The sequence below is a fragment of the Saccharopolyspora pogona genome (assembly GCF_014697215.1).
GTDB lineage: Bacteria > Actinomycetota > Actinomycetes > Mycobacteriales > Pseudonocardiaceae > Saccharopolyspora > Saccharopolyspora hattusasensis.
Genome location: NZ_CP031142.1, coordinates 8,308,583 through 8,333,408, shown reverse-complemented (window position 1 = coordinate 8,333,408; position 24,826 = coordinate 8,308,583). Strand labels below are relative to the sequence as shown.

18 protein-coding genes are annotated in these 24,826 nt (G+C 69.4%); 8 read left to right on the top strand and 10 right to left on the bottom strand.

Features of this window, described 5'->3' with window-relative positions:
- Positions 1-333: 333 nt before the first annotated feature.
- From DL519_RS39455 to DL519_RS39445, 3 genes are all read right to left on the bottom strand, one after another.
- Positions 334-1,005: a DedA family protein gene (locus tag DL519_RS39455; protein WP_190822480.1), complete on the bottom strand. Its 672-nt coding sequence runs from the start codon at positions 1,003-1,005 to the stop codon at positions 334-336.
- Positions 1,006-1,127: 122 nt separating this feature from the next.
- Positions 1,128-2,708 carry a D-alanyl-D-alanine carboxypeptidase/D-alanyl-D-alanine endopeptidase gene (gene dacB, locus DL519_RS39450; RefSeq protein WP_190822478.1) on the bottom strand — a complete coding sequence of 527 codons (1,581 nt, stop codon included), beginning with the start codon at positions 2,706-2,708 and terminating at the stop codon, positions 1,128-1,130.
- A gap of 118 nt (positions 2,709-2,826) precedes the next feature.
- The gene (locus DL519_RS39445) at positions 2,827-3,435 is read right to left on the bottom strand and encodes a LysE family translocator (protein WP_190822477.1); all 609 of its coding nucleotides are present in this window, start codon (positions 3,433-3,435) and stop codon (positions 2,827-2,829) included.
- 91 nt (positions 3,436-3,526) lie between these two features.
- Here DL519_RS39445 and DL519_RS39440 point away from each other — a divergent pair, with 91 nt between their 5' ends.
- On the top strand, positions 3,527-4,039 hold the full coding sequence (locus tag DL519_RS39440) for an Lrp/AsnC family transcriptional regulator (RefSeq protein ID WP_190822475.1): 513 nt from the start codon (positions 3,527-3,529) through the stop codon (positions 4,037-4,039).
- Here the strand turns inward: DL519_RS39440 and tesB are convergent, their stop codons facing one another.
- Entirely contained in the window at positions 4,040-4,978 is a 939-nt protein-coding gene (tesB, locus tag DL519_RS39435; protein WP_190822473.1) for an acyl-CoA thioesterase II, read from the bottom strand.
- A gap of 70 nt (positions 4,979-5,048) precedes the next feature.
- Positions 5,049-6,470 carry a pyruvate kinase gene (gene pyk, locus DL519_RS39430; protein ID WP_190822471.1) on the bottom strand — a complete coding sequence of 474 codons (1,422 nt, stop codon included), beginning with the start codon at positions 6,468-6,470 and terminating at the stop codon, positions 5,049-5,051.
- A gap of 74 nt (positions 6,471-6,544) precedes the next feature.
- Between pyk and DL519_RS39425 the strand changes: the two genes are divergently transcribed.
- A complete protein-coding gene (locus DL519_RS39425; protein WP_190822469.1) occupies positions 6,545-6,892 on the top strand; it encodes a VanZ family protein in 348 nt (115 codons plus the stop codon).
- Between the two features lies 1 nt (position 6,893).
- On the opposite strand, the gene DL519_RS39420 is transcribed toward DL519_RS39425, so the two are convergent.
- Positions 6,894-7,559, bottom strand: a complete 666-nt coding sequence (locus tag DL519_RS39420; protein ID WP_190822467.1) for a DUF2461 domain-containing protein — start codon at positions 7,557-7,559, stop codon at positions 6,894-6,896.
- A 68-nt stretch (positions 7,560-7,627) separates the two neighbouring features.
- Between DL519_RS39420 and DL519_RS39415 the strand changes: the two genes are divergently transcribed.
- Positions 7,628-7,768 carry a hypothetical protein gene (locus DL519_RS39415; protein ID WP_190822465.1) on the top strand — a complete coding sequence of 47 codons (141 nt, stop codon included), beginning with the start codon at positions 7,628-7,630 and terminating at the stop codon, positions 7,766-7,768.
- Positions 7,769-7,995: 227 nt separating this feature from the next.
- Positions 7,996-8,856 (top strand): lamin tail domain-containing protein, encoded by an 861-nt coding sequence (locus DL519_RS39410; protein ID WP_190822464.1) that lies wholly within the window; start codon positions 7,996-7,998, stop codon positions 8,854-8,856.
- Positions 8,857-8,951: 95 nt separating this feature from the next.
- Here the strand turns inward: DL519_RS39410 and DL519_RS39405 are convergent, their stop codons facing one another.
- Complete coding sequence (locus DL519_RS39405; RefSeq protein ID WP_190822462.1) at positions 8,952-9,095, bottom strand: hypothetical protein; 144 nt, start codon at positions 9,093-9,095, stop codon at positions 8,952-8,954.
- Between the two features lie 65 nt (positions 9,096-9,160).
- Here DL519_RS39405 and DL519_RS39400 point away from each other — a divergent pair, with 65 nt between their 5' ends.
- From DL519_RS39400 to DL519_RS39385, 4 genes are all read left to right on the top strand, one after another.
- Positions 9,161-11,509 carry a LuxR C-terminal-related transcriptional regulator gene (locus DL519_RS39400; RefSeq protein ID WP_223840050.1) on the top strand — a complete coding sequence of 783 codons (2,349 nt, stop codon included), beginning with the start codon at positions 9,161-9,163 and terminating at the stop codon, positions 11,507-11,509.
- A gap of 101 nt (positions 11,510-11,610) precedes the next feature.
- Positions 11,611-12,423 carry a transglycosylase SLT domain-containing protein gene (locus tag DL519_RS39395; protein WP_190822458.1) on the top strand — a complete coding sequence of 271 codons (813 nt, stop codon included), beginning with the start codon at positions 11,611-11,613 and terminating at the stop codon, positions 12,421-12,423.
- An 80-nt stretch (positions 12,424-12,503) separates the two neighbouring features.
- Entirely contained in the window at positions 12,504-14,786 is a 2,283-nt protein-coding gene (locus tag DL519_RS39390; RefSeq protein ID WP_190822456.1) for a HelD family protein, read from the top strand.
- A gap of 262 nt (positions 14,787-15,048) precedes the next feature.
- Positions 15,049-17,463: a helicase-associated domain-containing protein gene (locus DL519_RS39385; protein WP_190822454.1), complete on the top strand. Its 2,415-nt coding sequence runs from the start codon at positions 15,049-15,051 to the stop codon at positions 17,461-17,463.
- Positions 17,464-17,520: 57 nt separating this feature from the next.
- Here DL519_RS39385 and DL519_RS39380 read toward each other — a convergent pair whose 3' ends face one another.
- From DL519_RS39380 to gltB, 3 genes are all read right to left on the bottom strand, one after another.
- Positions 17,521-17,994, bottom strand: coding sequence for a hypothetical protein (locus DL519_RS39380; RefSeq protein ID WP_190822451.1), 474 nt, complete (start codon positions 17,992-17,994; stop codon positions 17,521-17,523).
- A 484-nt stretch (positions 17,995-18,478) separates the two neighbouring features.
- Positions 18,479-19,981, bottom strand: coding sequence for a glutamate synthase subunit beta (locus DL519_RS39375; protein WP_190822450.1), 1,503 nt, complete (start codon positions 19,979-19,981; stop codon positions 18,479-18,481).
- On the bottom strand, positions 19,974-24,524 hold the full coding sequence (gltB, locus tag DL519_RS39370) for a glutamate synthase large subunit (RefSeq protein WP_190822448.1): 4,551 nt from the start codon (positions 24,522-24,524) through the stop codon (positions 19,974-19,976). The genes DL519_RS39375 and gltB overlap by 8 nt, the downstream gene beginning before the upstream one ends.
- Positions 24,525-24,826 lie beyond the last annotated feature (302 nt).

Here is a 24,826-nt window from a genome sequence, read left to right as displayed (position 1 = left end):
ACGCCCCCTAGCTAGGTGAATGCCCGACCGAGACAAACCCCGCAACGCAAAAGCCCCACCCCGCCAGACCACTCCTGGCCATCCCCGTGGCACAAAGCCGAACAGGGGCTGCGGGACGGATGTCAAGCCGTTCACCCCCGAAGGGGCGGCCGAAGGCCGGGCTTGACCTCCGGCCCGCAGCCCCCACACTCCACCGACACGGGGATGGCCCACCCACAACAGAACCCCAAAAGCCCCAACCCCAACCCCAACCCCAACCAGCGAAACCCAACCCCCCAAACCCCCCAAAAAAGAAAGAGACACCCCCAACCGGGTGCCCCTCACCAAAGTCCCTCAAGCCGCGGACTCAACGTCCGCCAGCTCACCGCCGGCGCGCTCCTCCTCGACAACGGCCCGCCGCGCCCGGTTCCGCCGAAGCAACCAAACCCCAACCCCAACAGCCACGACGAGCACGATCAAAACCCAACTGGCCCGCCCCAACATCTCCTCGATGTACTTGGCCGAAGCCCCGGCGGCCCATCCGATGCTCACGTGCGTTGCGGACCAAGCAACAGCCCCAGCCAACGACGAGACGAAGAACCGCCCGTAGGACATCCCGCTGGCCCCGGCGGCAGCAGGCATCAAGGTCCGGACCACGGGCAGGAACCGGGCCACCAGAACGGCCCCGATACCCCACCGGCACAACAACCTCCCGGCCCGATCCCAATGCTGCTGACCAAGCTTGCGCACAACCTTGGTCTCGCGCATCTTCAGCCGATACCGACGCCCCAACCAGAACCCGATGTTGTCGCCAACAGCCGCGCAAACCGCGACGACCGAAGCCAGCACGATGAAGAACCCCACATCGGTCACCGCGGCGGAGGCGACCAGCAGACCGCTCTCCCCGGGCACCAGGAAGCCGAGCCCGATGGTGCATTCGCCGAGCACCAATGCCCCGGTCACCAGTACCAATAGCGGCTTCGGCAAGCCTCCGACGACTGCCAGAATGTCGCTGATGAAGGTCACGGGACGGGCTCCTACGCTCGCGTGCTGGCTGGACGCCTTCACGCTACCGGCGTAACCGCACCCCGGCCTCCGGAATGCCCCTTAGCCTCACCTGAGACCGGGCCCACACCGGCCCCTCAGGGTCAGCAGGCCTTCACCCACGAGCATTCGAGGGCGCTTTCGTCCACCCACGTGCCCGGATCGTCGACCTGCGTGCGCGACTGCGGCACGTGCACCCGGCCGCGCGGCTGGTCGTCGGCGCCGTTGTACTCGGCCAGCCGGATCGCGATCGCGTCTTCCAGGTCCTTCGGCGAGCTCGCGAGGAAGTCGTTGAACACCACCGAGAAGACCAGTTCGCGGCCGCTTGCGGTGGTGACGTAACCGGACAGCGACGTGACTCCGGTCAGTGAGCCGGTCTTGGCGTGCACGTTGTTCTCGGCCGCGGTTCCAGCCATCCGGTTGCGGAGCGTGCCTCCGACCATGCGGTCCGCGACCCCGGCCACCGGCAGCGCGTCGTACCAGGCCCGGAACCAGGCCCGCTCGCGAGCGTTGTCCAGCAGCACCGTCAGCTGTTCCGGCGTCACTTGGTCCATCGTGGACAGTCCCGAGCCGTCCACCATGCGCAGTACCGCGGGGTCCACGCCCAGACCGCTCAGCTTGTCGGTCAGCACTTCGAGCCCGGCCGACCAGCTGCCGTCACCACGAATCTCCCGCCCCATCGCCTTCACCAGGACTTCCGCGTGCCCGTTGTTGCTCAGCTTCAGGAACGGCACGAGGAGTTCCCGCAGCGGGATCGACTGCCGCGAAGCGAGCTCCCGCCCACCAACCGGCACGGTGCCCTTCCCCGTTCCCCGGATCGTCACGCCGTGCGCGGCCAGTGCACTCGCGAAGACGTCCGCGGCGTACCCGGCGGGGTCCGGAACCGTGGTGAAGTCCTCGAACGGCTGCGCGCCGACCGGGACGGTCCCGCTCACGACCACCCGGGAACCGCCGTGCTCGCGCTCCACGGTCACATCGGGTTCGCCATCCGCGGCCGAGGTGGTGGCCCGGTTGTCGACCTGCACCACGCCGGTCGCCGGTTCCAGTTGCACCGCTGCGGGCCGGCCTTCGGCGGTCGGGCTGACCCGCACGATCGCGGTTCCGGCGTCGAAATCGGTGTTCGGCGCCACCGTCAGCGCCGAGACCGGGGCGGCGTAGTAGTACGGCTCGTCGTCCCAGGCCCAGCCCGTGCCCAGCGGCACGTCGTCGAACCAGCTGGAGTCGGTCAGCAACCTCCCGCGCACCAGCCGGATCCCGGACGCCGCGACCTGTTCCGCGAGCCGGTCGTAGTCGGCCGCGAGCAGCGTCGGGTCACCGGTTCCGCGCAAGTAGAGGTCGCCGCTGAGCACCGGACCCAGCTGCGGAGCATCGGTCACCACATCGGTTCGGAACCGGTATTCCGGCCCCAGGGCTTCCAGAGCCGCGGCAGAGGTGAGCAGCTTCGCGTTCGACGCCGGAGTCGCGCGGTCCGCCGCCTGCCGGCTGTAGAGCACCTCGTCGGTGGCCGGGTCGCGCACCACTACGCCAGCGTGCGAGCCGTTCAGCCGCTGGTCGGCGAGGATGTTGTCGAGGTCGACGCGGAGCGCGTCCGGCCCGCTGGGCGCAGCACCGGACGGCGCTACGAGGACGACCGATGCCCCCAGGGCCACTGCAAGTCCGAACGCCACTCCCCACCGTCGACGCATCGCGCAGCTCCCTCGGCTCTCCCGACCAGATCATGCAGCGTAGTCACGGTCATCACGGACGGTCAACGGATTTGCACGGACGGTGCCGAAACGCGGTCCTGCCAAGCGGAAACGGGCCTCAGCCGACGGCGATCGCGGTCGCCATAGCTAGGAGTGCGCCTCCGCAGCACCGCTCGAAGACCTTGCGGCGACGCGGATCCGCCAGGAAAGCGGACAGCCAGCGCACCGAGGGCACCACGGCCAGCCACCACGCCGCGAACGCGGACACCGCGACGCCGCTGAGCAGCGCGGCCTGCGTCACCGGGTCCGCCGCCGGGTCCATGGCCTGTGGCAGCAGCGTCAGGAAGGTCAGCATGACCTTGGGGTTGAGCACGTCGGTCAGCAGCCCGCGCAGGAAGACCGCACCGCCGGAGCGCGGCTCGTCGACCTCGGGTCCCGCCGGCACCACGCCGGACTTCCTCAGGATCTGCAGGCCCATCCAGGCCAGGTAGGCGACGCCGATCACCTTCACCACCAGCAGCGCCGCGGGCACGGTCACGACCAGCGCGGACAGCCCCGCGGTCGCCGCCGTCGCGTGCAGCAGCAGCCCGCAGGTCACACCGGCCGCCGCGAGCCAGCCCCAGCGCGCGCCGTTCGCGGCATTGCGGGTCACCAGCACGAAGTCGGGCCCCGGTACCAGGACGATCACCAGCAGCGCCAGCAGGAACGACCCCCAGGCGATGTGCACGACGGCTCCTTCGAATCGGATCAGCGGTGGGATACCGAAATTTTCGATGTTCGTTCGCCGCCACGCCAGTCGCGCCGTAGCATGTTCGGTTGTGCAGGAATCTGTAGAACTCGATTCGGTGGACTGGCGGATCCTGGAGGAATTGCAGAACGACGCGACCTTGCCGAACCGGGTGCTCGCCGAGCGGGTCGGGTTGGCGGCGTCCAGCTGCCTGCAACGGGTTCGGAGGTTGCGGGAACAGGGCGTGATCACCGGGTCGCACATCGACGTCAACCCGGCCGCGACGGGGCTGGCGCTGGAGGCGGTGGTGGCGATCAACGTCCGCCCGCACACCCGCGAAGTCGTCGACATGTTCCGGGAATTCGTGATGGCGCAGCCGGAAACCCGCTCCCTGCTGCACGTCAGCGGGCAGGCCGACTTCCTGCTGCACGTGGCGGTCGCCGACACCAAACACCTGCAGGAGTTCCTGGTGGACAAGCTCGCGTCCCGCACCGAGGTCCGGCACTTCACCAGCTCGATCGTGCTGGAGCAGCTGCACACCCGGGCCTTGACGCCGCCGCGGCACCTGCGCCCGAAGCGCCGCCGCCGGTCCGGCCAGGCGTGATCAGTCGCCTACCCGGAGCAGGCCTTCCTGCACGACGGTGGCGACGAGTTGGCCGTCGCGGGAGAAGAACCGGCCCGTGGCCAGGCCGCGAGCGCCGGAGGCGCTGGGCGAAGCGCAGTCGTAGAGCAGCCATTCGTCGGCGCGGAAGCGCCGGTGGAACCACATCGCGTGGTCCAGGCTCGCGCCGTTGACCTTGTCCAGGCCCCAGTACACGCCGTGCCGCGCCAGCACAGCGTCGAGCAGCGTCATGTCGGAGGCGAAGGCGGCGGTGCACACGTGCAGCAGGTCGTCGTCGGGCAGCACGCCGTCGGCGCGCATCCACACCTGGCTGCGGGCCTCGCGCGGGCCGCGGTCGCGGCTGACCCACGGCGGCTCGGTCACGTAGCGCACGTCGATCGGCCTCGGCTGGGCCCGCCCGAGCTTCTCGATCATCGGACCGATCTGCTCGCCGAAGGTCGGCAGCGTCTCGGGGTCCGGCACCTCGGGCATCGGCTCGGCATGGTCGATGCCGTCCTCGTCCACCTGGAAGGACGCGGACAGCGAGAAGATCGTCTTGCCGCGCTGCACGGCGACCACGCGGCGGGTGGTGAACGACCGGCCGTCGCGGGTGCGGTCGACCTCGTAGACGATCGGGATGCTCGGGTCGCCGGGCCGGATGAAGTAGGCGTGCAGCGAGTGCACCCGCCGCTCCGGCGGCACGGTGCGACCGGCGGCGACCAGCGCCTGGCCTGCGACCTGGCCACCGAACACGCGGACCGGCGAGGAGGCCGGGCTGACGCCGCGGAAGATGTTCTCCTCGATGCGTTCGAGGTCGAGCAGCGCGACCAGGCTGTCGAGCACCGGTTGGCCGTGCGGCATGCCGTTGACGTCGCGCGGGACCCCGCCCTGGAGGCGGGTCCCCGCGGGATCGGCCGCAGCGGCTCGGGCAGCTTCGGTCACTGCGCTCCTCGGAGTAGTACGCTGGATCGCCGGACGGGAGCGCCGGGTGGCTCCCGTCCGAGAATGCGGATCAGACGTGGTCTTCCTCGCCCAGCCGGTGCACGCGGATGAGGTTGGTGGAACCGACCGTGCCGGGCGGCGAGCCCGCGACGACGACGACCATGTCGCCGCGCTGCGAACGGCCGATCGACAGCATCGCCTGGTCGACCTGCCGCACCATCTGGTCCGTGGTGTCCACCTTAGGGACCAAGAACGTCTCCGTCCCCCAAGTGAGGGCGAGCTGACTCCGCACGGATTCCTCGGGGGTGAACGCCAGCAGCGGCAGCCTGGTGTGCAACCGGGCCAACCGGCGCACGGTGTCGCCGGACTGCGTGAAGGCGACCAGCGCCTTGGCGTTGAGGCGTTCGCCGATGTCGCGCGCCGCGTAAGAGATGACGCCGCGCTTGGTGCGCGGGACGTGGCTCAGCGGCGGCGGTGCCGTCGATCCCGCCTCGACCGCTTCGACGATGCGCGCCATCGTCTGCACGGTCTCGATCGGGTAGCGGCCGACGCTGGTCTCGCCGGAGAGCATCACCGCGTCGGTGCCGTCGAGCACCGCGTTGGCGACGTCGGAGGTCTCCGCCCGCGTCGGACGCGAGTTGTTGATCATGGAGTCCAGCATCTGGGTCGCGACGATGACCGGCTTCGCGTTCTCCCGCGCGATCCGGATCGCCCTCTTCTGCACCAGCGGCACGTGCTCGAGTGGCAACTCGACGCCGAGGTCACCGCGGGCGACCATGACGCCGTCGAAGGCCAGCACGATGGCCTCCAGGTTGTCGACCGCCTCCGGTTTCTCCAGCTTCGCGATCACCGGGATGCGGCGGCCGACCCGGTCCATCACCTGGTGCACCAGGTCGATGTCGGCCGGGCTGCGGACGAAGGACAGCGCGATGACGTCCACGCCCAGCTCGAGCGCGAACTCCAGGTCCTCGATGTCCTTTTCGGACAGTGCCGGCACCGAAACATCCATGCCAGGCAAGGAAATGCCCTTGTGGTCCGAGACCGGACCACCCTCCGTCACCTCGCAGATGACGTCGTTGTCCTCGACGCCGGTGACGATCAGCCCCACCTTGCCGTCGTCGACCAGCAACCGGTCGCCGACCTTGGCATCGCTGGCGAGGCCCTGGTACGTGGTGGACACCCGGTCGTGGGTGCCCTGGACGTCGTCGACCGTGATGCGCACGATGTCGCCGGTTCGCCACTCGACCGGCCCGGCGGCGAACTTGCCGAGGCGGATCTTCGGCCCCTGCAGGTCACCGAGGATGCCGACGGCGCGACCGGACTCCTTGGCCGCGGCCCGCACCATCTCGTAGACCTGCTGGTGGTCGGCGTGGCTGCCGTGGCTGAAGTTCAGCCGGGCGACGTCCATTCCGCTGCTGACGAGCTCGGCCACCTTGTCCGGTGTGGCGGTGGCTGGGCCCATGGTACAAACGATCTTGGCTCGTCGACTCACGTTATGCCAGCGTAGTCTGTTGACCGACGCGCGCAGCACTCAGCCATACCTGTCGACGCCGATCGGGGAGACCGTTGCTGGATCATTACAGAACGCGGCTCACCCGGATACCGTTCGGGGTCGCGGTGCTGGCCAGCCTGGTGATCATCTTCATGCCGGACTCGGGGGTGCCGACCGCGCCGCCGGGCACCGACAAGGTGGTGCACTTCGTGCTGTTCGGCGCGCTGGCGGCCACCGGCCGCATCGCCGGATTCCGGACGTCGAGGCTGCTGCCGGGCCTGGTGGGCTACGCGGCCGCCTCGGAGATCCTGCAGGGGCTGCTGCCGATCGGCCGCAGCTGCGAGGTGGCCGACGGGCTCGTCGACGTGGCGGGTGCGGTGGCGGGTTGGGCGGTCGTGGCGGCCGCGCGGCGGATGCGGTAGGTCAGCGGCGCTTCTTCTCGGTGACTCCGATGTGGTCGGCGCACCAGTGGTTCAGTTCGCGCACCGCGACCCAGGACTGCCGAACCCGGTCCAGGCAGGCGCGCTCGTAGAGGACGTCGTCGGACTCCCAGGTGCGGGACGCGTAGAGCGTGCGGTGCCGCAGCAGGTCCAGCCGGGGGTGGTCGGTGGCGAACCCGCGCGGCCGGCTCTTGAGGGTCTCCCCCGCGATCTCCCACCCCTGCCCGACGAGCGCGGCCAGCAACGCCCGCAGCCGCTCGCCGTGAATGTCGGTGTCGACCGCGGCGCGGAACCTGGCCAGCTGGTCGGACTCGGTGTGGTAGCAGCCCCCGGCGACGAGCATCCCGTCCGCGCCGACCTCGACGTAGTAGGCGCCGCTCCCGCGCCCCTGCTCGATCACGGCGCCGCAGTGCGTCTTGTAGGGCGACTTGTCGGCGCTGAAACGCACGTCCCGGTAAGGCCGGAAGACCTTGCCCTTCCCGAACCCGGGCGCGAACTCGGGCTCCAACTCGGCGAGCAACGCCTCCATCGGAGCCCGAACATGCTCCTGGTAAAGAGCGAGGTTGTCGCCCCAATAAGCCTTGGAGTTGTCGGCCCGGAGGCCGTCAAAGAACTCCAGCGCACCATCCCCGAAACCCTCGAACCGCACGCCGCCACCCTATGACCGGCCGTTGACGCCCGGAAAACCGCGTGACTGCGGCGTTAGCTTCATCAGACGTGGACGAAGATTTCGAGGCGGTCATCAGCAGCGAGCTCGCTTTGCTCACCCCCGAGGCGCGCGCGGACGGCGAGGCCGTGAGGGCGCTGCTGCACGACGAGTTCAGCGAGTTCAGCTCGGCCCGGACGCGGTCCTGCTGACCTACACCGCGCGTTTCGGGCTCTTGCAGCTTGACTTTCATGCGGTTGTGCGCTCTCGGAGCCACGTTCGTGGGCAAGCAGTGGTGACCATGAAGCTGCGACCGGACCGTAGATGACGAGCCTGTCGAGAACCCTCCAACACGTGCGCCGCCGGAATCATCGAGAACTCGGCGCTTCTCTTCAGGTCGCTTCTCAATGAATTCTGCTCGCATTTAGGAGATAAACCTATGAGCACTGCTACCACTTCGGGAACATGGTCCTTGATCAGCCTCCCTTCCTCGGAAGCATCAGGCCTGGGCACCGAGCACGTGACGTGGGGCGATGGCGGGAGCGGGTACGAGTTCCGCGGCGGCAAGGTCGACGTGCGGCTCGACGGCCAAGAATTCACGTTGGGCACCTTCACCCACAAGAACTTCCCGACCACACCGATGTCGTCGAACCAGTTCGACGTGGATCTCAAGGTCGAAGTCGGATTCGACGACGGAACCCAGAGCGACTTCAGCTTCCGCTTCCACCACTTCGAAACGCCGAACGACTCGGCGGCCCCGGAGGACTTGGTCGACCTGCCGACGTTCGTTTCTCCCGAGACGGTGAAGGTCAACGGTGCGGAATATGCAGTTGTAATCAGCGGGTTCAAGCAGGACGGGCAGATCGTCAGGCAGTTCAAGAGCCCCGAGAGCGGATCGAACAGCGCTCACATAGTCGCCATGTTCTCCCGGGTGGGCAAGCCGGATGTCGTGGTGACCGAGGTGGTCTACAAGGGGAAGGTGAAGCGAACCCAAGCAGACGAGTACGTCGAGATCCAGAACCGGGGCACCGTGAGCGCTGAGATGTCCGGCTGGGTGCTGGGGGCCGACGACCCCGGGCAGGACTTCACCTTCCCGCCCGGGACGGTGCTGCAGCCGGGGCAGCGGATCCGCGTCTACACCAACGAGATGCACCCCGGCTACGGCGGCTTCTCCTACGGCAGCAAGCGACCGATTTGGAACGACAAGGGCGATGTCGCCAGGCTGCGCGACGCGAACGGGCACCACGTCTCCGATTTGGCGTACGGCGACAAGGCTCTCGTTGAGGTGACAAAGCCCTGACCGGTAGCCCCGAAGGCAATCGAGCTGAACGCGCCTGCCGTCGAGGCCGTGAGCACTTTGGGTCGCTGCAGCAGCAAAGTGCTCACGGCTCTTTCTCAGGTGAGGGTTTGGCGGGTGCCGGTGGCCGCCGAGGCCCGGATCGCGTCGAGGACTCGGTGGAGGCGGAGGCCGTGGGCGAAGTCCGGGGCGATCTGCTCCCCGGTGAGCAGGCCTTCGGCGATTCGGCTAGCCAGGACCAAGATCCCAGGTCAGGGGCCGCGCAGCGGGTTAAGCTCGAAGCGTGGTCTCCACTGCGCGAGCCCGTGTGCGGGAGCCAGCGGGCAACCTCCCGGCCGACGTCACGAGCTTCGTCGGCCGACGCCGCGAGATCACCCTCACCAAGCGACTGCTGGCCGAATCCCGGGTCGTGACCCTCACCGGCCCCGGCGGCGTGGGCAAGACCCGCCTGGCGATGCGGGTCGCGGGCAACATGCGCCGCTCGTTCCGCGGCAAGGCGTGGTGCGTCGAACTGGAGGACATCCGGGACGGCTCGCTGGTGGTCGACGCGGTCATCGAGCAGCTCGGCATCGGCGGCCCGTCCGGCGGGGAGGACATCGACACCGTCATCGAGCAGCTCAAGTCCCGCGAGATGCTGCTCGTGCTGGACAACTGCGAGCACGTGATCGAGGACGTCGCGCTGCTGGTGGACGCGGTGGTGCGCTGGTGCCCCGGGGTGCGGGTGCTGGCCACCAGCAGGCAGTCCCTCGGCGTCGCCGGTGAGGCGACCATGGTCGTCCCGCCGCTGCAGGTGCCCGACATCGAGCACCTGCCGCCACCGGAGTCCTACGAGCAGTTCGCCTCGGTGCGGCTGTTCGTCGAGCGGGCCAAGGCCGCGGTCCCCGAGTTCGAGGTCACCAACGACGAGAACGCCATCGCCCTCATGCGGCTGTGCCATCACCTCGACGGCAACCCGCTGGCGATAGAGCTGGCGGCGGTCCGGCTGCGGTCGCTGTCGCTGCAGCAGCTGGAAGGACGCCTGGCCGAGCGCTACGACCTGCTCACCGAGGGCCGTCGCGGCGCTCCCGCCCGGCAGCAGACGCTGCGCGCGTTGATCGACTGGAGCTACGAGCTGGCCACCACCCAGGACCGGATCACTTGGGCGCGGGTGTCGGTGTTCTCCGGGTCCTTCGACCTCGCGGCCGCCGAGCACGTGGCCGGCAACGGGCTGTCGGACTCCGATGTGCTGGGCGCCATCCACTCGCTGGTGGACAAGTCGGTGCTGATGCGCGAGGAGGAAGGCGGCGAGGTCCGCTTCCGGCTGCCGCACACCCTGCGCGAATACGGCCAGGACAAGCTCGTCGAGTCCGGCGAGCTGGCGACCAAGCGGCAGCGGCACTGCGCCTGGTACTCCGATCTGGCCGGGCGCTTCGCCGCGGGGTGGATCGGCCCGGACCAGGTCGCCTGGGTCAACCGGCTGCGCAGCGACCAGGGCAACCTGCGCGTCGCGCTGCACACGGCCGCGGCGAGCCCGGGAACGGCCGGGGTAGCGCTGCAGATGTGCACCGACCTCTGGCAGTACTGGGGCATCCGCGGTCTCAACGGCGAGGCCCGGCACTGGCTCGACCAGGCGTTGGCCATCGCGCCCACCGGAGTGCCCGAGAGGGTGCGCGCGTTGTGGGTCAGCGCGTGGTTCGCCCTGTTGCAGGGCGATCTCGACAAGGTCCTGCCGACGGCGGAGCAGGCCACGGTGCTGGCCGCCCAGCGCGGCGAGGAGACGGAGAAGGCGTACCTGGCGCTGGTGCGCGGGCTTGCGGCGTTCTTCCTGAACGACTCGCCGCGTGCCGCCGGGCTGGCGGAGGACGCGCTCAGCCGGTTCCGCAAGCACGACGTGCTCGTCGGCGAGCTGTTCGCCCTGTTCGGGCTCGGCCTGATCAAGGGCTTGGGCGGAGATCACGAGTCCGGGCTGGAGCTGCTCTCGGAAGGCATCCGGTCGTCGACCGAGCTCGGCGAGCTGTACTGGCGCTCCTACTCGCTGTGGGCGTCGGCGCAGGTCGAGGTGCGGCGGGGTGAACCGGAGCGGGCCGAGGCCGCGGCGAAGGAGGCGCTGCGGCTGCAGCGCGAGCTGGACAACCGGCTGGGCATGGCCTTCAACATCGACACCCTCGCCTGGATCGCGCAGCAGCAGGGCAGGAACGACCGCGCCGCCCGGCTGTTCGGCGCGGCCTCGGCGGTGTGGGAGGCCGTGCGAGCGGCACCTGGCTTCTGGGCGAGGTTCGCCGGAGACCATGACGAGCACGAGGCGCAGATCCGCTCCGCGCTCGGGGATTCGGCCTTCCATGCGGCGTTCGACCGCGGCCGCCAGCTGTCGTTGGCGGACACCATCGACTTCGCGCTGGAGGTCAAGCGGCACGCGCGGCCGCGCGCCGACGACAACGTGCACCCGATGCCGTTGACCCGGCGCGAGCGGCAGATCGCGGAGCTGGTCGCGCAGGGCAAGACGAACAAGGAGATCGCCGAGAGCTTGGTGATCGCGCAGCGCACCGTCGAGGGCCACGTGCAGAACATCCTGACCAAGCTCGACTTCTCGTCGCGGGCGCAGATCGGCGGCTGGGTGGCCGCGCAGAAGACGAGTGATACGAGCGACACCATTTCCAGGCAATCTCACTTTCCGTAGTCGAGACGGCTCGAATCCGCACCCAATTGGTCGAACCTAGGTACTCGCGTACGTACAAACCTCGGTGCGCGTGCACTCTCCGTCCCGGATTCTCGGTTCTCGTGACCCCCGACCAACCGAAGCTCCCCGATCAGAACCTCCCCGACCGACGTACCCGCCTCCCCGACCGGCACCGCGGGGAGAGGGCAGTCCCGCAGGCGGCGAGCTGGATCCGCGCCGCGTTCGCCGGCGACTCGGCGAACCGGCAGCACCGCGTTCCCCCGAAGTCGCGGTCCCTGCAGCTCGGTGTCGCCGTGGCCGCGTTCGGCGTGATCGCCGTGTTCACCTCCGCCGCGGGCACGAAGACCGAGAACCCCCCGGTGCAGGCCGCCGCGGACGTCACCTCGCTGGCCGCTGAGCAGCTCCCCGTCCCGGCGGCGCCCGCGCAAGCCCCCGCCCTTGAGGTCGCCCCCGCTCCCGCCGCGCAGCCCGCTCCCGCCGCGCAGCCCGCCCCCGAAGCTGCCCCCGAACCGGCGAAGCAGGAACCGCCCGCCGAGCAGGTGGCCGAGAAGCCCAAGGACCAGATCGGCGGCTGGATCAGCGAGGCGATCGGCGTTCTGGAGAAAAACGGCATCCCGCGCGACCAGGTCGACGCCGACGCGATCCGCACGATCATCATGCATGAATCCAACGGAAACCCGAACGCCACCAACAACTGGGACTCCAACGCGGCGGCCGGCACCCCGTCGATCGGTCTGATGCAGACCATCGAGCCGACCTTCCAGTCCTACGCGCTGCCCGGCCACGACGACATCTACAACCCGGTCGACAACATCGTCGCGGCGACCCGGTACGCGATCACGACCTACGGCTCGGTCGGCGACGTCCCCGGCGTCGCAGGCCTGAGGTCCGGCGGCAGCTACTCGGGCTACTGAGGCGGTATATTGGCGGGTCGGGTCTGCGCGCAGGTCGCAAGCCCGCCCCCAACGAACCCGCCCAGGCACGAGGTGGCGAATTGTCCAACGCCCGAGTAGATCGGGACACCGTCCGCGCCCAGGAGATCGCAGCCGAGCAGCAGTATCTCTCGATGCTGTACGCGAAGCTCGACGCCCTACGGCAGGAAACCACGCAGCGGCTGAAGGAAACGCTGCGGGACGGCGGCGGCCCGCCGCAGGCCCGCACCGAACGCGACATCTCCACCCGGATGTACACCGAGAGGCTGACCCAGCTGAGCGCGGTGGAGCACGGGATGTGCTTCGGCAGGCTGGACCTCGACAGCGGCGAGACGTTCCACGTGGGACGGCTCGGGTTGTTCGACGAGGACCACGAGTACGAGCCGCTGCTGGTGGACTGGCGGGCCCCGGCGGCCCGGCCGTTCTACCTGGCCACCGCGGCAGCGCGGGACGGCGTGCGCCGTCGGCGGCACCTGCGCACCAGCTGGCGGAAGGCGCTGGACTACGAGGACGAGGTGCTCGACCTCGACGCCGTCGAGCAGGGCAGCGACCTGGGGCTGGCCGGGGAGGCCACGCTGCTGGCCCGGCTCGACGCCCGCCGCACCGGGCAGATGCAGGACATCGTCGCCACCATCCAGGGCGAGCAGGACCGGATCATCCGCGCCGGGATGAACGGCGTGCTGGTGGTGCAGGGCGGCCCTGGCACCGGCAAGACCGCCGTCGCACTGCACCGCGCCGCCTACCTGCTGTACACCTTCCGCGAGCAGCTGTCCAAGCGCGGCGTGCTCGTGGTCGGGCCGAACCCGACGTTCCTGCGCTACATCGGGCAGGTCCTGCCGTCGCTGGGTGAAACCGGCGTCCTTCTGTCCACTGTGGGCGGTCTGTACCCGGGGATCACGGCCACCGGCGAGGAATCCGCTCGGGCGGCGGAGATCAAGGGCCGCGCGAGCATGGTCGACGTGCTCGCCGCCGCGGTCCGCGACCGGCAGCAGGTGCCCGCGGACTACACCGAACTCACCAACGACGGCGAGGCGCTGCGCATCGACCGGCGCACCGCGACCCAGGCTCGCACCCGCGCCCGCCGGTCCCGCAGGCCGCACAACCTCGCCCGGCGGATCTTCCGCAACGAGATGTTCTCGGCGCTGACCCTGCAGGTCGCCGACCGGCTGGGCCGCGACCTGCTGGACCGCCGTGACCTCGACGACATCAACCGCGAACTGCGCGCCGATGCGGTGGTCAGCAAGGCGCTGGATGAGCTGTGGCCGGAGATCACCCCGCAGGAGCTGCTGGACGACCTGCTGTGCTCGCCCGACCGGTTGGCCACCGCAACCCGCAAGCACCTCGACGACGACGAGGGCGACGAGCTGCTGCGCCTGCCGGGCACGCCGTGGACGCCCACCGATGTGCCCTTGCTGGACGAGCTCGCCGAGCTCCTCGGCGAGGACGACGCCCAGGAGCTTGCCGAGCGCGAACGCCAGCAGCGCGAGGAACTCGCCTACGCGCAAGGCGTTCTGCACATCATGGAGCAGGACGAGGAGCTCGCCGACGAGGAACGGCTGCGGGTCTCCGACGTGCTGGACGCCGACCTGCTGGCCGAGCGGTTCCGCGCCACCAGCGACCTGACCGCGGCCGAACGCGCGGCCGAGGACCGCACCTGGACCTTCGGCCACGTCATCGTCGACGAGGCGCAGGAGCTGTCCCCGATGGCGTGGCGGGTGCTGATGAGGCGCTGCCCGAGCCGGTCGATGACGCTGGTCGGCGACGTCGCCCAGACCGGCGCGCTGGCCGGGGCCGACTCCTGGCACGACGTGCTGCACCCGTACGTGCAGGACCGCTGGAAGCTGGTCGAACTGACCGTCAACTACCGCACCCCGGCCGAGATCATGGCCATCGCCGCCGACGTACTGTCCGAAATGGACACCGAGCTGGTGGCGCCGCGCTCGGTGCGCACCAGCGGGCACCAGCCGTGGACCCGCCAGGTCGACGACCTCGCCGCCGCGCTGCCGGAGGCGGTCGCCGAGGAACTGCGCGGGGTCGGCGATGGCCGCCTCGCGGTGCTGATGCCGCCGCAGCTGCTGGCCGGAATCGGGCCGCGGCTGGCGGCATCCCTGCCGGACGCGGTGATCGGCACCCGCCCGGACGACCTGGAATCGCCGTGCGTCCTGCTGACCGTCGACCAGGCCAAGGGCCTGGAGTTCGACTCGGTCCTGGTGGTCGACCCGGCGGCGATCGTGGCGGGATCCGAGCGCGGGCTCAACGACCTATACGTGGCGCTGACCCGAGCCACCCAGCGCCTCGGTGTGGTCCACCCCGACGAGCTCCCGGCGGTGCTGCGCGGCAGGTGAACCGATGGTCGGGAACTGACCGCCGGATGAGAACCTGTCGGCGAATGCCGTCCACGCCTTTGGAAGCGGCGCAGCCGCTTGCAGCCACCTTGCCAAGACGACCATCGGCGGGTTCTGAGAGGTTTCCTGGCGAGGACGGCCCCTCCGCCGCGTATTGGACATACATAAGGAGGGGCACCCACAGTCCGGGGAGGCTCTCAGGTTCCGCTAAGCGACCACCCACCCAGACCATTCACCAATAGCCTCTGAGAGACTCGGCCGGGTGGAATCCGATCTCGTCCAGTGGCTCCGCGACCTTGGCCAAGACGGCCTGGCAGCAGTCCTGAAGAACCGCCCCGAGTCAGCGGGCGCCCAGTCACTGCCCCACCTGGCGGCCGTGCTCGACTCCCCTGGCGCCGTGCAGCGCGCGTTGGAGAGGCTCGACGCCGGGTCCAGCGCGGTACTCGCAGCGGTCTGCATTCTCGGGGACGGCTGCACCCGCGGCGCGATCGAGCAGTTGCTTGGCAACGATCCCGAACTCGATCGCGCGCTGCGGGTGCTGGAGGAACATGCCCTCATCCGGCCGAGTTCGCAGGGAGGGTTCCAGCTTGCCGTACCGCTGCGCGATCTTCGCACTGCGGGGCTGGGCCGCCCGGTGGCGACGCTCCTCCGCCCTCATGTGAGCAATACCATCCGTGGGATCGCCGAAGCGCTCGGGTTGGCGCCCGCCAAGCGGAAGGCCGACACGGTACAGCGGATCGAAGAGTTCATGCGGGACCCGGCGAAGGTGTCCGCCGAGCTCGCGAAAGCCCCCGGCCCGACCGTTGAGCTCGCCATGCAGTTGGCCCACGATGACTCGGTGCTCGGTTACGCTATCGGCGGCCCGTCGCTACAGAGCCCGGAGGTGCGCTGGCTGCTCGACCGGGGTTTCCTCATCAACCAGAGCCAGTACACGAGCTACGGCGGCCCAGTTGAAATGCCCTGCGAGATCGGGCTGGCGCTGCGCGAGTCCGCCGACCAACCGGCGCTTCGGCCCGAACCCGCGATGCCTGCGATTCACCTGGTCGACTCCATCGAGATCGACAAGGCGGCGTCGTTGGCCGCGATCGGGTTCGTCGACGGCGTGGCTCGACTTCTCGAACACTGCGCCGCCAACCCGCTGGCGCAGCTGCAGAACGGCGGTATCGGTCTTCGGGTGCTCAAGCAGGTGGCGAAGGCCCTACGGACCGACCAGCACGAGGTTCGGCTGTGGTTGGAGACCGCCGCCGCAGCCGAGCTACTCAGCATCGACGGAGCAGGCTGCGTCGTTCTGTCGAACCTCGCCGATGCCTGGCAGCAGGCAACACCCGCACAACGCTACGTCCAACTGGTGCGTGCCTGGTGGAAGCAGCCTGCCGCAGCCATGGTCAGCAAGGTCATGGAAAAGCCCGAACCGGCTCTGCTCCCGCACCACGACACGTTCTACCGGCTGTTCCGGATGGACCTGCTGGCCGAGCTTTCCGGCTGGGCAACCGGTTCCGCGTTGAGCGAGCCCAACCTGATCGGCGAGAAGCTGGCCTGGAAGCGACCGGTGCGCTACTGCTGCGCGGACTGCCTGGTCGATCTCATCGAGGTCACCTGGTCCGAGGCCGAAGCTGTTGGCGCGATCGCCCGCGGCGCGGTGTCCGCACTGGGCCGTTGCGTGGACGACGAGGCAGCGTTGCTGGCGGCCGCCACGCAGCTGTTACCAAGAGCGCAGGAAACCGTACTCCTGCAGGCGGATCTGACCGCAGTGGTGGCTGGTACGCCCAGCGGCCAACTCGCTGCCGCGCTGAACCTGATGGCCGACCCCGAAGGCCGGGACACCGCATCGACCTGGCGGTTCAGCCCAGAATCCGTCCGACGGGCAATGGATCAGGGCCATAGCACCGAGGACCTACTCGGCAAGCTCACCGCAATGGCCCACACGGGCCTGCCGCAACCGCTGGAATACCTGATCAAGGATGTCGGACGGCGATTCGGCCAACTTCAGGTCCGAAACGTGCGCTGCTGCGTGCTCGGTGAAGAAGCCCTTCTGTTGGAGGTCAGCCGGCACCGCGCGCTGCGCGAGCTGTCGCTGCACGTCTTGGCACCGACCGTGCTCGCATCGAGCAAACCGGTGCAGGAGACCTTGGCCGCGCTGCGGAAGGCGGGATACGCCCCGGTGCAGCAGCAGGCCGACGGCACCGTCGCAGTCGAACGCACCGTCGTCGACCGCCCGCCGCTGCTCGTGGAGCAGCCCTACTACCGGGCTGCGCCGGAACTGCTGTCGCAAGCCGAACTCCGCGGACTCGCCGAGCACCTGCTGGCCCAACCGGACAAGGCTCCGTCCGGCGTTGCACTGCCTGGTAATCCCTGGATCGACATCCAGATCATGCCGCCGGGCTCGCTGGACGAAAACACGGATCCGTTCGATGGCCTGGTTCCCTTCCTCGCCGAACGGACCGCACTTACGGACCCCGAACTCGAACTCCTCGCGAAGGCACTGGAAGCAGGCACCGACGTGGAGATCGAATACCGGGACCAGAACGGCCATCCCACGTCGCGTGTCATTACGCCGGACGACGTAGACGAGGTCTACCTGGACGCCTTCTGCCACCTACGCGAAGACGACCGCCAGTTCCGCCTGGACCGAATCCGCTCCGTCGCCGCAGTGAAACGCCGCCGCACGAAAAGGTGAAGTGAGGGGCCGCCGTGACCAAATAACTGGGTCACGGGTGCCCCTCACCCGGGAAGATCAGCGCGGCTGCTGCGCGCGAAGCGGGGCGACGTAGCGGCCCAGCGCGGCTTCGAGCCGCCCCTTGTCCTCGCGCAGGTCGCTGATGTCGATCAGGCGGTAGCCGGTCCAGCCGTTGCGCTGGATCATCCGGTCCTGCGGCACGCCCGGGTTCGCCCCGCCGTGCGGCCACACCGTCAGGTACGTGGCGGTGCCCTTTTCACCCTTCGGCTTGGGCAGTTCCTCGACCGTGACGTTCGCGATGTACTGCCAGCCCAGCGCGACCTTCGTCGCCTTGTGCTGCAACAGGATGCCGCGCTCGTCGATTCGCATCTTCAGCGGCCGGAGGCTGTTGATGAGCGCGATCACCCCGAGGACCACCACGACCGGCGCCAGGAAGAACAGCACCGGGATCCGGCCGCCTTCGCTGAACCAGCCGATCACCAACGCCGTTCCGACCACGCCGAGCGCCATAATGATCAGCGCCGCGATCATCCCGACGAGGCTCTTGTGGAAATCCACGCCGACTCTCCCATTCCATTGTGGACACGATCCGCCGTGACCAGCCCGGCGGCGGGAAAGATCCTAAGCAGCGCCCGGACTCGGACAGGCGGGATTCCGGAGAAGATCCGACGGCAACGAGACGAACGCCACGCCCGAACGGACTAAACATGGTCTCCCAGCAATGCTGTCGATCAGCGCAAGCGACGCAAGAACGCCCGCCACACGGCGTGGCTGACCGCAACGCTCCCAGCCTCGATCACCCGGTCGGTTTGAGGTGAGGGGCACCCTTGAGCGGCTAGGAGCCTGTTGCAAAATTACGCCCACCACGGACCGTGATCGATCGATCACGGCTGAGATGGCCACTGGCGGACAAACGGCGGCGATCGAGACTGATTTGGTACTTCGGTTCAGCCGTTTTCGCCGAAAACGCAACAGGCTCCTAGTCCGCTCAAGGGTGCCCCTCACCTCGAAAAAATCACACCGCCAGGGGAAGCGCGGTGGGGTGGACCGGGGACGGGAGGCGGGAGTCGCCGGTGAGGTGGGCGTCGACCGCGTTGGCCACCGAGCGGCCCTCCGCGATCGCCCACACCACCAGGGACGCGCCGCGGTGCGCGTCGCCGCAGACGAACACGCCCGGGGCCGTGGTCTCCCAGTTCGAGCCGCAGCCGATGGTGCCGCGCTTGGTCAGCTCGATGCCCAGGCCGTCCAGCAGCCGCATGTGCTCGACGCCCTCGAAACCGATGGCCAGCAGCGCCAGATCGCAGGGCAGCTCCTGGACCTCGTCGGACATCGGCACGACCTGCCGGCGGCCCTCCGCGTCGCGCTGCACCTTCACCTCGCGCAGCCGCACGGCGCGCACGTTGCCTTCGTCGTCGCCGACGAACGACTCGATCGCCACCGCGAACTTCCGCTCCCCGGCCTCCTCGTGCGCCGGGTAGGTGCGCAGGATGTACGGCCAGGTCGGCCACGGCGACCGGTCGACGTCGCGGGACGTCGGCGGCTGCGGGTAGTTGTCCAGCTGCGTCACCGAAAGCGCGCCCTGCCGGGTCGCGGTGCCGTAGCAGTCCGCGCCGGTGTCGCCGCCGCCGAGGATGATGACGTGCTTGCCCTGCGCCGAGATCGGCGTCGGGCCGTCGCCCTCGCACTCCTTGTTCGCCGGCACCAGGTGCTCCATGGCCAGGTGCACGCCCTTGAGGTCCCGCCCCAGGATCGTGGTGTCGTCTCGGCTGCGCAGCGCGCCCACCGCCAGCACCACGGCGTCGTAACCGGCGCGCAGTTCCTCGACGGTCAGGTCGACGCCGACCTCGCAGCCGGTGATGAACCTGGTGCCCTCGGCACGCATCTGCGCCAACCGCCGGTCCAGGACGGACTTCTCCATCTTGAACTCGGGGATGCCGTAACGCAGCAGCCCGCCGATGCGGTCGTCGCGCTCGTACACGGTCACCTCGTGCCCGGCGCGGGTCAGCTGCTGAGCCGCGGCGAGCCCGCCCGGCCCGGAGCCGACCACGGCCACCCGCTTGCCGGTGTGCGCCTCCGTCACCTGCGCGGTGACGTACTCGTTCTTCCAGCTGACCTCGGCGATGGTCTCCTCGACCCGCTTGATGGCCACCGCGCCGCCGGCCTCCGGCGAGATCGCCAGCACGCAGCCTGCCTCGCACGGCGCGGGGCACAACTTGCCGGTGAACTCCGGGAAGTTGTTGGTGGCGTGCAGCCGCTCGCTGGCGACCTGCCACTGGCCACGGCGGACCATGTTGTTCCACTCCGGGATCAGGTTGCCCAGCGGGCAACCGGCCGAACCGGAGTGGCAGAACGGGATGCCGCAGTCCATGCACCGCGCGGCCTGCGTGGCGGTCTCCGCCTTGCGGTCCTCGGCGGACAGCGCGGCGTAGACCTCGTGCCAGTCGCCCAGCCGCTCGTCGACGGGACGCTTGGGGGCGTCGGCCCGCGCGTGCTTCAGAAATCCCCTCGGGTCAGCCACGGGAAGCCTCCATGATCGCCTCGTCCACGTCCCGGCCTTCGATCTTGGCCATCCGCATGGCGTCCAGGACTCGCTGGTAATCGCGCGGCATCACCTTGGTGAACGCCGCAGAGCGCCGCGGCCAGTCGCCGAGCAGCGAGGCCGCCACCGCCGAACCCGTCAGGTCGCGGTGCTGCTGCACGACCTCGTGCAGCCACTTCAGTTCCTTGGCGCTGGGCCGCTGCAGATCCACCATCGCGGTGTTCACCCGCACCGGGTCCAGGTCGAGCACGTAGGCGATGCCGCCGGACATCCCGGCGCCGACGTTGCGGCCGGTGCCGCCGAGCACCACCGCGCGACCACCGGTCATGTACTCGAAGGCGTGGTCACCGGCGCCCTCGGCGACCGCGAGCGCGCCGGAGTTGCGCACGCAGAACCGCTCGCCGACCTTGCCGCGCAAGAAGATCTCGCCGCTGGTCGCGCCGTAGCCGATCACGTTGCCCGCGATCACCTGGTCCTCGGCGGCGAACGCCGAAGCCGGGTGCGGGCGCACGACGATCCGCCCGCCGGAGAGGCCCTTGCCGACGTAGTCGTTGGCGTCGCCGACCATGTCCAGCGTGATGCCCGGCGGTAGGAACGCGCCCAGCGACTGCCCTGCCGAACCCTCCAGTTCCACGTGAATGGTGTCCGCCGGCAGGCCCTCGCCGCCGTAGCGGCGGCTGACCTCGGCGCCCAGCAGCGTGCCGACGGTGCGGTTGACGTTGCGCACCGGCAGCTCCAGCCGCACCGGGCGGGCGTCTTCCAGCGCCGCCTCGGCGAGCTGGATGAGCGTGCGGTCCAGCGCATGGTCCAGGCCGTGGTCCTGCTCGCGGACCCGGCGCCGCACCGGCGAGTACGGGGTCTGCGGCTCGGTGAACACCGGGGTCAGGTCGAGGCCGCGCGCCTTCCAGTGCGCCATCGCCTCGTCCCTGCCCAGCGCCGAGACCTGGCCGATGGCCTCGTCCAGGGTGCGGAACCCGAGCTCCGCCAGGTACTCGCGGACCTCCTGGGCGATGAACTCGAAGAAGTTCACCACGTGGTCGACCTGGCCGGTGTAGCGCTTGCGCAGCTCCGGGTTCTGGGTGGCGACCCCGACCGGGCAGGTGTCGAGGTGGCACACGCGCATCATCACGCAGCCCTCGACCACCAGCGGCGCGGTGGCGAAGCCGTACTCCTCGGCGCCCAGCAGCGCGGCGACGACCACGTCGCGGCCGGTCTTGAAGCCGCCGTCGACCTGCACCGTGATCCGGTCGCGCAGGCCGTTGAGCAGCAGCGTCTGCTGCGCCTCGGCCAGGCCGACCTCCCATGGCGTGCCGGCGTGCTTCAGCGACGTCAGCGGCGCCGCACCGGTGCCGCCGTCGTGGCCGGAGATCAGCACCACGTCGGCGTGCGCCTTGGAGACGCCCGCGGCGACGGTGCCGACGCCGATCTCGGAGACCAGCTTGACGTGGACCCGGGCGTACTCGTTGGCGTTCTTCAGGTCGTGGATGAGCTGCGCCAAATCCTCGATCGAGTAGATGTCGTGGTGCGGCGGCGGGGAGATCAGCCCCACCCCCGGCGTGGAGTGCCGGGTCTTCGCGATCCACGGATACACCTTGTGCGCGGGCAGCTGCCCGCCCTCGCCAGGCTTGGCACCCTGCGCCATCTTGATCTGGATGTCGGTGGCGTTGACCAGGTATTCGCTGGTCACGCCGAACCGGCCGCTGGCGACCTGCTTGACCGCCGAACGCCGCTGCGGGTCGTAGAGCCGGTCGACGTCCTCGCCGCCCTCACCGGAGTTGGACTTGCCGCCGATCCGGTTCATCGCGACGGCCAGCGTCTCGTGCGCCTCCGCAGAGATCGCGCCGTAGCTCATGGCGCCGGTGGAGAACCGCTTCATGATCTCCGAGATCGGCTCGACCTCGTCGATGTCGATCGGTGCCCGGCCGCTGTCCAGCTTGAACAGCCCGCGCAGCGTGCCGCCCTCGGCCGCCAGCCGGTCGCACTCCGCCGTGTACTCGCGGAACACGTCGTACTTGCCGGTCTTGGTGGAGTGCTGCAGCAGGAACACCGTCTCCGGGGTGAACAGGTGCAGCTCGCCCTCGCGCCGGTAGGCGTAGTCGCCACCGATCTCCAGCTTGCGGTGCACCCGCTCGGTCGGGTTGTCCGGGTGGGCCCGGCGGTGCCGCTGCGCGACCTCCTCGGCCAGCACGTCCAGCCCGACGCCGCCGAGCTTCGAGGTGGTGCCCTCGAAGTACTCGTCGACGATCTCGCCGGACAGGCCGACGGCCTCGAAGACCTGGGCGGCGGTGTAGGCGCCGACCGTGGAGATGCCCATCTTGGACATCACCTTCAGCACGCCCTTGACCAGCGCCTGCACATAGTTGCGGATCGCGACCTTCGCCCGCGTACCGGCGATCTGGCCGGTAACGATCATGTCCTCGATGGTCTCGAACGCCAGGTACGGGTTGACCGCCGCGGCGCCGTAGCCGAGCAGCGTGGCGATGTGGTGCACCTCGCGGGCGTCACCGCTCTCCACCACCAGCGCGACCTGCAGCCGCTCCTTGGTGCGCACCAGGTGCTGGTGGACCGCCGAGACCAGCAGCAGCGACGGGATCGGCGCCATCTTGTGGTCGGAGTCGCGGTCGGAGAGCACCAGCACGCGCGCCCCGGCGGCGATCGCCTCGGACGCCTCCTGGCGCACCCGCTCGATGGCCTCGGCCAGCGCCTCGCCGCCACCGTCCACCTCGTAGAGGCCGGACAGCACAGCGGAGGCGAAACCGGGCAGGTCGCCGTCGTCGTTGACGTGGATGAGCTTGGCCAGCTCGTCGTTGTCGATCACCGGGTTGGGCAGCACGATGTGCCGGCAGGACGCGGCCGAGGGGGCCAGCAGGTTCTGCTCCGGGCCCATCACGCGGGCCACCGAGGTGACGATCTCCTCCCGGATCGCGTCCAGCGGCGGGTTCGTGACCTGCGCGAACTGCTGCACGAAGTAGTCGTAGAGCATCCGCGAGCGCTGCGACATCGGCGCCGTCGGCGTGTCCGAGCCCATCGAGCCCAGCGGCTCGCCGCCGCCGGTGGCCATCGGGGCCAGCAGCAGGCTGAGCTCTTCCTCGGTGTAGCCGAAGGACAGCTGGCGGCGCACCACCGACTCGTGGGTGTGCACCACGTGCTCGCGGTCCGGCAGCTCGTCAAGGTTGAGCAGCCCGGAGTGCAGCCACTCGTCGTAGGCGTGCTCCCCGGCGAGACCGGCCTTGACCTCCTCGTCGTCGACGATGCGGCCCTGCGCGGTGTCGATCAGGAACATCCGGCCCGGCTGCAGGCGGCCCTTGGCCACCACCTCTTCGGGCTTGAGGCTGAGCACGCCGGTCTCGCTGGCCAGCACCACCCTGTCGTCGGCGGTCCGCCACCAGCGGGCCGGGCGCAGCCCGTTGCGGTCCAGCACCGCGCCGACCAGCGTGCCGTCGGTGAAAGTGACGCACGCCGGGCCGTCCCACGGCTCCATCAGGCTGGCGTGGAACTGGTAGAAGGCCTTGCGCTTGGGGTCCATCTCGGCGTGGTTCTCCCACGCCTCCGGCACCATCATCAGCACCGCGTGCGGCAGGCTGCGGCCGCCCAGGTGCAGCAGCTCCAGCACCTCGTCGAAGGAGGCGGAGTCCGAGCCGTCGCCGGTGCAGACCGGGTACAGCCGGGAGAGGTCGCCCGCAATCACGTCGGAGGCAAGCAGCGCCTCGCGGGCCCGCATCCGGTTGCGGTTGCCGCGGATCGTGTTGATCTCGCCGTTGTGCGCGACGTAGCGGAACGGGTGCGCCAGCGGCCACGACGGGAAGGTGTTCGTGGAGAACCGGCTGTGCACCAGCGCGATCGCGCTGACCAGCCGTTCATCGGTGAGGTCCGGGAAGAAGGCGGGCACCTGCTCGGTGGTCAGCATGCCCTTGTAGACCAGGGTGCGGCTGGACAGCGACGGGAAGTAGAGCTCCAGCCCTTCCCGCGCAGCCTCCCGCTCGGCACGCTTGCGCAGGCAGAACGCCAGCCGATCCAGCTCGACGCCGGCCTCGTCGTGGTGCCCGGCGACCAGCAGGATCGCGAAGTGCGGCATGCACTTCACGGCGGTGGTTCCGACGCCGGCCCGCTCCGGGGTCACCGGCACGTCGCGCCAGCCCAGCACCCGCAGGTTCTCCTCGGCGGCGACCCGCGCCACCAGCTCCTCGGCCTGACGACGCTGCTCGGCGTCGGTGGGCAGGAAAGTCATACCTGCCGCGTAGCGGTTCTGGCCGGCCTCGTCGGGCTCCGGCAGCTCGACACCAGCCTCGGCGCGCAGCAGCTCGTCCGGCAGCTGCAGCAGGATGCCGGCTCCGTCGCCGCTGGTCGGTTCGGCACCGGCAGCACCCCGGTGCTCCAGGTTCGCGAGCGCGGTCAGCGCGTCGGCGACGATGCCGTGGGAACGGCGGCCGCGGATGTCGGCGACCATGGCGACACCGCAGGAATCCTGTTCCGCTGTTGGGTCGTACAACCCCTGGGCTGCTGGGACGGCGGAGAAGACCACTGCACAGACCTCCCTCGTCATTTCTCGTGCTGGAAGCCCACGGTCAATCGCTGACCTGACTTCATGACTTCTGAGCACGGGACGACGCTGGCCCGCAGATTGGCTACCGGTGGCATGACAGGAGTTTTCGGGCTTTCTAAAGCCCGCTCGTGACCGGAGCGTTTAGAGAACTTTAACAGCCGCGATACTTGGAAGCAGCACTCTGGACGTGATGCTGACCATCTTGTAGTAACGCACCTGGTTGGTTACCCACGCCTGCGGACGCGCGCCGCCGAACACAGTGCGTCGTCAAATTTAACCGC